The sequence below is a fragment of the Nesterenkonia sphaerica genome (assembly GCF_005771565.1).
GTDB classification, from domain to species: Bacteria; Actinomycetota; Actinomycetes; order Actinomycetales; family Micrococcaceae; genus Nesterenkonia; species Nesterenkonia sphaerica.
The window spans coordinates 26,720-33,987 of sequence record NZ_VAWA01000020.1; the positions used below are offsets into that span (position 1 = coordinate 26,720).

The window sequence follows — 7,268 nt, forward strand, 5'->3', positions numbered from 1 at the left end:
GCGGCCAATCGTGGAACTGCGCGGCCATACTCACTTCCGCACCAATCGAGCTATGGCCTCGGAGGCTTCCCGGATCTTCGCCTCGACCTCGGCGCCGCCATCCTGCGCGGCTCCCGCCACGCAGTGTTTGAGGTGGTCGTCGAGCAAGCCGAGCGCGACGTTGTTCAACGCGGAGGTGATCGCGCTGATCTGGGTGAGGATGTCTATGCAGTAGGTGTCCTCATCCACCATGCGGTGGATTCCCCGGGCCTGCCCCTCGATACGTTTCAGCCGCGCCAGGTAGCGGGCCTTGTCGCTGATGTAGCCGTGACCATGACTTTCGCTGTGGGGGGTGGAAGGCGTGGCGGCGCTCATGAGCCTGCTCTCCTGCTCTGTGGGACGGGTTGTGGTGCGGGACGTTGCGGCGCTGGAGTGTGCTTGAGGATCCTGCTGGTGCTGGTCTGCGGGGCGAGGTCAAGCCGGCGCAGCAGTTGTGCATTGAGCGCCACCACCACAGTGGAGGCGGACATCAACAGCGCGCCGATGCTCATCGGCAGCACGAACCCCACCGGTGCCAATGCGCCGGCGGCCAGTGGCACGGCGGCGATGTTGTACCCGGCCGCCCACCAGAGGTTCTGCTTCATCTTGCGGTAGCTGGCCCGGGAGAGCTCGAAGACTGACAGCACGGATCTGGGGTCGGAGGAGGCGAGAATGACACCAGCTGAGCCGATGGCAACGTCGGTGCCGGCACCGATGGCGATGCCCACGTCAGCTTGCGCCAGGGCGGGTGCGTCATTGACGCCGTCCCCGACCATCGCGACTTTCTGGCCGTCGTCCTGCAGTTCGGCCACTTTCGCGGCCTTGTGCTCGGGGCGCACACCGGCGAACACCCGGTCGATGCCGAGGTCCCTTGCCACGGTCTCGGCAACCGCTTGGGCATCTCCGGTGATCATGACGACCTGCACCCCCCGGATGTGCAGCGCATCCACCGCCTGACGAGACTCGGGCCGGATCTCGTCGTCGAGCCGCAGCGCGCCGATGACCTCACCGTCGGCAAGCACGTGGAGAATGATCGCGCCCTCCCGCCGCCATTGATCGGCCACCGGCAGTTCCGCGACCCCGCGCTCCTCGAGCAGATATGGGCCACCTACCTCGACCACGGTGCCATCTACTGTGGCCCTGACTCCCACCGCCGGAGAGGAAGAGAAGTGTGTGGCCCGGGGAAGCTGGCGCTGCCCAGTGGCGGCAGCGGCCACGATGGCGCGCGCAAGCGGGTGCTCACTGTCCGACTCGGCGGCAGCGGCGAGGGCCAGCACCTCGGCCTCGTAGCGTTCATCCACTGCAGCGAGCGCGGTGAGTGTCGGCTGCCCCTTGGTCAGTGTGCCGGTCTTGTCGAAAAGCACGGCGGTGACCGTGCGCATCGACTCCAGTGCCAGACGGTCCTTGACCAGCACCCCGCCGCGGGCTGCGCGTTCGGTGGCGATGGAGACGACCAGTGGGATCGCCAAACCGAGGGCATGGGGACAGGCAATCACCAGCACGGTGATGGTGCGCACCACTGCAGCGTCCGGCATGCCGAGCACCGCCCACGTGACCGCGGTGACTGCCGCGGCAGCGAGTGCGAACCAGAAAAGCCAGGCGGCAGCGGTGTCGGCGATGCGCTGTGCCCGCGAGGTGGAGGCCTGGGCCTCAGCGACGAGCTTCTGGATCCCCGCCAGCGCTGTCTGGTCCCCCACGGCGGTGACTTCGACGCGCACACCGGAGTCGGTGGCCACAGTGCCGGCGACAACCGGCTCACCAGTCTCACGACGGACCGGTTTCGATTCGCCGGTGACCATGGACTCATCCATATGTGCGGTGCCATCGACGATGGTCCCATCAGCAGGCACCGAGGCTCCCGGCCGGACGATGACTGTGTCTCCGACCCGCAGCTCGGCCGGGGCGACCTTCACGATGTCTGACCCCACGATCTTTTCCGCCTCATCCGGAAGCAGTGCGGCCAGGGAGTCCAGCGCCGACATGGTGTGGGCCAGTGACCTCATCTCGATCCAATGACCCAGCAGCATGATGACTATCAGCAGGGCCATTTCCCACCAGAAATTCAGCTGGTGATCCACAAGCCCCAGACTCGCGCTCCAGGAGGCGAGGAATGCCACGGTGATCGCCAGGCCGATCAGCAGCATCATACCGGGCTGTCGGGTACGTATTTCTGAGAGGGCACCGCTGAGGAACGGCTGGCCTCCCCACAGGTAAACCACCGTGCCCAGCACTGGGGAGACCCACCAGACCCACGTCTGATGAGGCAGGTGGTAGCCCACCAAGTCGGCAAACATCGGATTGAAAGCCACCACCGGGATGCCCAGGAGGAGCATGATCCAGAACAGCCGGCGAAACTGCCCCACATGGTCTCCGTGATCGTGGTGCGAATCGTTCTGGCCGTGCGGTGCCCCGCCGTGGCCAGGGTGGTGATGTTCGTGCCCGGCGGGCTGGTGTGGAGGTGAGGAAGGTGGATGTTGATTCATTGGCCCTGGAATCTCCTGAGACGAAGGCTATTGGTGACCACGGAAACGCTGGAGAAGGCCATCGCGGCGCCGGCCAGCATGGGGTTGAGCAGCCCGAAGGCTGCGATCGGAATGGCAGTGGTGTTGTACACGAAGGCCCAGAAGAGATTCTGCTTAATGGTCCGCAGCGTCCTGCGGGCCAGACGAATGGCGTCGGCTGCCGCACGCAGGTCACCGCGCACTAGGGTGATCTCGGCCGCCTCAATGGCGACGTCGGTCCCCGCCCCCATTGCCAGTCCGAGGTCAGCCTGGGCCAGCGCTGGGGCGTCATTGACTCCGTCACCGACCATCGCCACGACTCGGCCCTCACGCTGGAGGCGGGCGACGACGTCGACCTTGTCCGCAGGAAGCACTTCAGCGATGACCTGCTCAATCCCCACCTCTCGGGCCACCTGGTGCGCCACCGTTGTGTTGTCTCCGGTCAGCAGCACCGGGGTGAGCCCCAGTCTCCGGAACTGGGTGACCGCTTCAGCAGAAGTGGACTTGATCTGATCAGCGACGACCAGCACTCCGCGCGCCTGCCCACCCCAACCCACGACCACTGCGGTTTTCCCCTGCGCTTCAGCTGCTTCCTTGGCACCGGCCAGGTGGGTGTCGAGGGGCATAGATCTCTCATTCAGCAGCGCCTCGCGCCCGGCGACCACCGTGTGTCTTTCGACAACACCCTGGACACCCCTGCCCTCAATGTTCTCGAACGCCTCCGGAGTAGGCAGCGGACCGACTTCCGCGCGGGCTGCGGACGCGATCGCTTGCGCAATGGGGTGTTCTGAGTAGTCCTCCAACCCTCCGGCAAGGCGCAACAACTCGCTTCGCGGAACGCCTTCGGCGTTCACCACGTCGACCAACGTCATCTTCCCGGTGGTGACGGTGCCGGTCTTATCCAGCACAATCGTGTCGACTCTGCGGGTGGACTCCAGGATCTCCGGACCCTTGATCAGTACACCCAGCTGGGCCCCGCGCCCGGTGCCGACCAGCAGTGCGGTGGGCGTGGCAAGTCCTAGGGCACACGGACAAGCAATGATGAGAACGGCCACTGTGGCCGTGAAGGCCGCGCTCACCGGAAAGCCAGCGCCCAGCCACCCACCCAGGGCAGCAACCGCGATCGCGATGGCCACGGGCACAAACACTGAGGAGAACCGGTCAGCCAGACGCTGAATCTCAGCTTTGCCGGACTGGGCGTCTTCGACCATCTTCGCCATCTGCGCAAGCTGGGTGTCCGAACCCACCCGGGTGGCCCGTACCGTCAGCCGACCCCCGGCGTTGACGGTGGCGCCGGTGACGTGATCTCCAGCCGAGACTTCCACGGGCACGGATTCACCCGTAAGCATGGAGGCATCAATGGCGGAAGTTCCCGAGGTGATGGTGCCGTCGGTGGCGATCTTCTCTCCGGGGCGGACGATGAACTCATCGCCGACCGAGAGTTGCTCAATGGGGAGCCGTTCCTCCTTACCATTGCGCAGCACCGAGACCTCTTTTGCCCCAAGGTCCAATAGGGCGCGCAGAGCGGCGCCGGCCTGGCGCTTGGACCGCTTCTCAAAGTACCGGCCCAGCAGGATGAAGGTGATGACCCCAGCGCCCACCTCGAGGTAAATGTGGCTGAAACCGTCGGTGCGGGAAATAGTGAGCTCGAAGGGGTGGACCACGCCGGGCTGACCTGCAGTGCCCAAGAACAGGGCGATGACCGACCAGATCAGCGCCGCACTGGTACCGACCGAGATCAAGGTGTCCATGGTCGCTGCACCGTGCTTGAGGTTCACCCAGGCGGCCTTGTGGAAAGGCCACCCAGCCCACACCACCACGGGGGCTGCCAGGGCCAGGGAGGCAAACCCCCAGTAGTCAAACTGCAGGGCGGGGACCATCGCCATGGCAATCACTGGCACAGAGAGCACTGCTGAGCCGATCAGGCGCTGTTTGAGCACCCTAAGCTCAGCGTCCTCAGGTGCTTCGCCCGGGTCGGGCGCTGCTGCAGCGGTGTCTCGGTCGGAGGGCGGAAGCTCAGCGGTGTACCCGGTCTTCTCGACTTCGGCAATCAGCAGACTCGGGTCGTACCCGGCCGTCACGCTGACACTTGCCTTCTCTGTCGCATAGTTCACGCTGGCTTCCACGCCGTCGAGTTTGTTGAGTTTCTTCTCGATGCGGTTCGCGCAGGACGCGCAGGTCATACCACCAATCTTGAGTTCCAGATCGGTGAGGTCAACATCCGTGCTGGGCTGGTCAGTGGTCATCATCTTCTGCTTCCTGATCCGGATTCTGCTGGGCCGCGTCCTCGTCAGCAGCGGTGGCAGTGAGGGCCAGCGCAGCGGTGTGCACTTCGCCGTCGACCTGGAAGTCCAGATACAGCAGGTAGTGACTCACAGTGGGGGCGGTGACCTCGAAGGTGATTTCCGGGCCGGCGGTCTCATCGGGGTGCGCGGTGTCCCGGTGCGGGTGGACATGGAGGTAGGCCAGGTCGCCCTCGCGCAGGGCCACCAGGTGTCCAAGAGCCCCGAGGTACGGCTCAAGATCGGTGACCGGCTCGTCCCCTCGGGTGACTGTCAGGGTCAGCTCTGAGGTCTTGCCGGCGAGCAGCTCACCTTCGACGCTCACCCGGAATCCTTCCACAGTGGTCTCAGTGACCGGTTCGGCTGCCGGAGCCGGTGTGTAGTCGCCGGCGACCTGGACTGTGCTTGAGAGCGTCACCGCTTCTCCGGTGTCTGCAGGGACAAAGTCGGCGTAGAGACGGTAGGAACCGCCTGCTGGCCATTCCCACGGGATCGTCCACACCCCGTCGGTATTCCGGTCCGGGTGGACGTGGCGAAAATGCTCCCCGTCAGCACGCACGACGATGAGGTGCAGCTCTTGTTCGTGGGAGAGCTCAAAATCGGTGACCGGATCCCCTTCGGTGCCGGTGACCACCAGCGAAAGCTCGCCGAGGGTGCCTTGTTCGGCCGGGGCGCTGGTGATGCTCAGCTGATAGCCCTCTTGCGCCGAGGCCAGGCCCATGGAGCTTGCGTCAAGATCGGGAGTCTGCGATGGGCCGTCGTGGCGCTGGGCGTCGTTGGCGGCAGCGCCGTGCTGGTCTTCTGGGGCCTCCTCAATCCAGGATTGCACTGTCTCCTCGGGAACCACGACGCTGGCGGTCAGGCCCGCCACGGTGAACACCGCCGCCAGGATCAGTCCGTACACGCCCAGACGCGCAGGCGCGTTCATGGCTCAGCTCCTGACTGCGGTGAAGCCAGCCTCATCGACCGCGGCAAGCACCGCGGCATCGTCGATGGGCTCTTCACTGGTGACGGCCAACCGGCCATTTTCGGCGCTGACCTCGATGCCGGTCACACCCTCGATCTCTCCGACCTCGGAACGCACGGCCTTCTCACAGTGTCCGCAGCTCATGCCGGTTACCTGGTACTCGGTGGTGGCCATCGGGTGCCTCTCTTTCGCGTGTACTTTTCACTGAAAAATACCCTAAGGGGGTATGTGTATCGACTACTTTATACCCCCACTGGGTATGCCTGTCAACCGATCTGCCTCAACATGCCGCGGTGTTCACACGCGAATGACACGGCGCCGTTACCAAGTTGTGACACTGTTACGGAATTGTTATATGGTAGGGCGCGGATCCCGAGTGGTGCCGATTCCGGTGGGTCTCCCCACCGATAGCAGGCCCAGGCTCGGGCCAGGCACTCGACGAACTACCGCAATCTGTAAAGAAGGTTTCAGACGTGACAGACACTACGATGCATGACACGCGCCGCGCTCGTCGCCGCGCGGCCAGCAAGACCCTCGCCCTGACAAACGCCACCTCGGCCGGCCGGGCTGCCGCAGCAGTGTTGGCTGCCTCCGGCCTGGTGGTCACCAGCGGCGTGGCGGCCCACGCCAATGCGGAGTCCGAGGAGGGCCGCGGCGCCGCGACCGTGCAGCTGAACACCTCGGAACTCACCGTCGAACGAGCCTCCGACGTGTCTGCTCCGGCAGTCAGCGCCTCCACGGAAGTGGAGCTCGCATTTGAGCGCCCCGCGCTCTCCTCCGAATCCGCCCCAGAGCCAGAGCCGGAGCCGGAGCCTGAACCAGAGCCCGAGCCAGAGCCCCAGCCCGAGCCCGAACCAGAGCCCGAACCTGAGCCGGAGCCAGAACCAGAGCCCCAGCCCGAGCCGGAGAGCGAGTCTACTGCACCTCAGCAGCAGGACGGCCAGGGTGTCCAGTCCCACAGCGAAGCCTCCGTGGCAGGCGAGAGCCAGGAAGAGCCCTCCAGCGCCGGTGGCAGCAGCTCTGTGGTCAGTGCTGCCTACGCCGGTTTGGGCGTGCCGTACCAGTGGGGCGGCACCACCACGGCAGGCTTCGACTGCTCAGGGTTCATCAACTGGGCCTACAACCAGGCGGGCCGCGGCGGGCTCCCGCGCACCACCTATGGGATGGACGCCTCACTGCCCCGCGTTTCCAGCCCACAGCCGGGCGACATTGTGCTGGCCAATAACAACACTCACGGCGGAATCTACGTCGGCAACGGCCAAGTGATCTCCGCTACCCCCTCCGGCGGTGTACGGATTCACGGCATCAATGACGGATGGCACCAGGTCAACTCCATCCTGCGGCCTGGAGGCTGATTCCCCCGTTAGCTTCTAAGAGCACCAGTTCTCCGGCAGGATAAGTGGTGTTGTCCGGTCCGGCTCCTGGGCATGATCGTTTGCCCCCAGTCACTGTGATGATCCGGGGGGTGTTGTCACCCAGGAGCTGGTCACGGGCGGATCG

At 65.1% G+C, this 7,268-nt stretch carries 6 protein-coding genes; 1 reads left to right on the forward strand and 5 read right to left on the reverse strand.

Features of this window, described 5'->3' with window-relative positions; genetic code table 11:
* Nucleotides 1-30: 30 nt before the first annotated feature.
* The 5 genes from FEF27_RS11600 to FEF27_RS11620 all read right to left on the reverse strand — a co-directional run bounded on the left by FEF27_RS11600 (nucleotide 31) and on the right by FEF27_RS11620 (nucleotide 5,942).
* Nucleotides 31-354, reverse strand: coding sequence for a metal-sensitive transcriptional regulator (locus tag FEF27_RS11600; protein WP_138171058.1), 324 nt, complete (start codon nucleotides 352-354; stop codon nucleotides 31-33).
* Nucleotides 351-2,351, reverse strand: a complete 2,001-nt coding sequence (locus FEF27_RS11605; RefSeq protein WP_138171065.1) for a heavy metal translocating P-type ATPase — start codon at nucleotides 2,349-2,351, stop codon at nucleotides 351-353. The genes FEF27_RS11600 and FEF27_RS11605 overlap by 4 nt, the downstream gene beginning before the upstream one ends.
* A gap of 146 nt (nucleotides 2,352-2,497) precedes the next feature.
* Complete coding sequence (locus tag FEF27_RS11610) at nucleotides 2,498-4,765, reverse strand: heavy metal translocating P-type ATPase (protein ID WP_138171066.1); 2,268 nt, start codon at nucleotides 4,763-4,765, stop codon at nucleotides 2,498-2,500.
* Nucleotides 4,755-5,729, reverse strand: coding sequence for a heavy-metal-associated domain-containing protein (locus tag FEF27_RS11615; RefSeq protein WP_208009840.1), 975 nt, complete (start codon nucleotides 5,727-5,729; stop codon nucleotides 4,755-4,757). Before FEF27_RS11615 ends, FEF27_RS11610 begins: the two co-directional genes overlap by 11 nt.
* 3 nt (nucleotides 5,730-5,732) lie before the next feature.
* Nucleotides 5,733-5,942, reverse strand: coding sequence for a heavy-metal-associated domain-containing protein (locus FEF27_RS11620; RefSeq protein WP_138171059.1), 210 nt, complete (start codon nucleotides 5,940-5,942; stop codon nucleotides 5,733-5,735).
* A gap of 299 nt (nucleotides 5,943-6,241) precedes the next feature.
* Here FEF27_RS11620 and FEF27_RS11625 point away from each other — a divergent pair, with 299 nt between their 5' ends.
* Nucleotides 6,242-7,123, forward strand: a complete 882-nt coding sequence (locus tag FEF27_RS11625; protein ID WP_138171060.1) for a C40 family peptidase — start codon at nucleotides 6,242-6,244, stop codon at nucleotides 7,121-7,123.
* The last annotated feature ends 145 nt before the right edge of the window (nucleotides 7,124-7,268 follow it).

What these genes read in the sequence shown, in the direction of transcription:
- FEF27_RS11600 (WP_138171058.1), bottom strand. Translation starts at nt 354, where the DNA reads ATGAGCGCCGCCACGCCTTCCACCCCCCACAGCGAAAGTCATGGTCAC.
- FEF27_RS11605 (WP_138171065.1), bottom strand. Translation starts at nt 2,351, where the DNA reads ATGCTCCTCCTGGGCATCCCGGTGGTGGCTTTCAATCCGATGTTTGCC.
- FEF27_RS11610 (WP_138171066.1), bottom strand. Translation starts at nt 4,765, where the DNA reads ATGACCACTGACCAGCCCAGCACGGATGTTGACCTCACCGATCTGGAA.
- FEF27_RS11615 (WP_208009840.1), bottom strand. Translation starts at nt 5,729, where the DNA reads ATGAACGCGCCTGCGCGTCTGGGCGTGTACGGACTGATCCTGGCGGCG.
- FEF27_RS11620 (WP_138171059.1), bottom strand. Translation starts at nt 5,942, where the DNA reads ATGGCCACCACCGAGTACCAGGTAACCGGCATGAGCTGCGGACACTGT.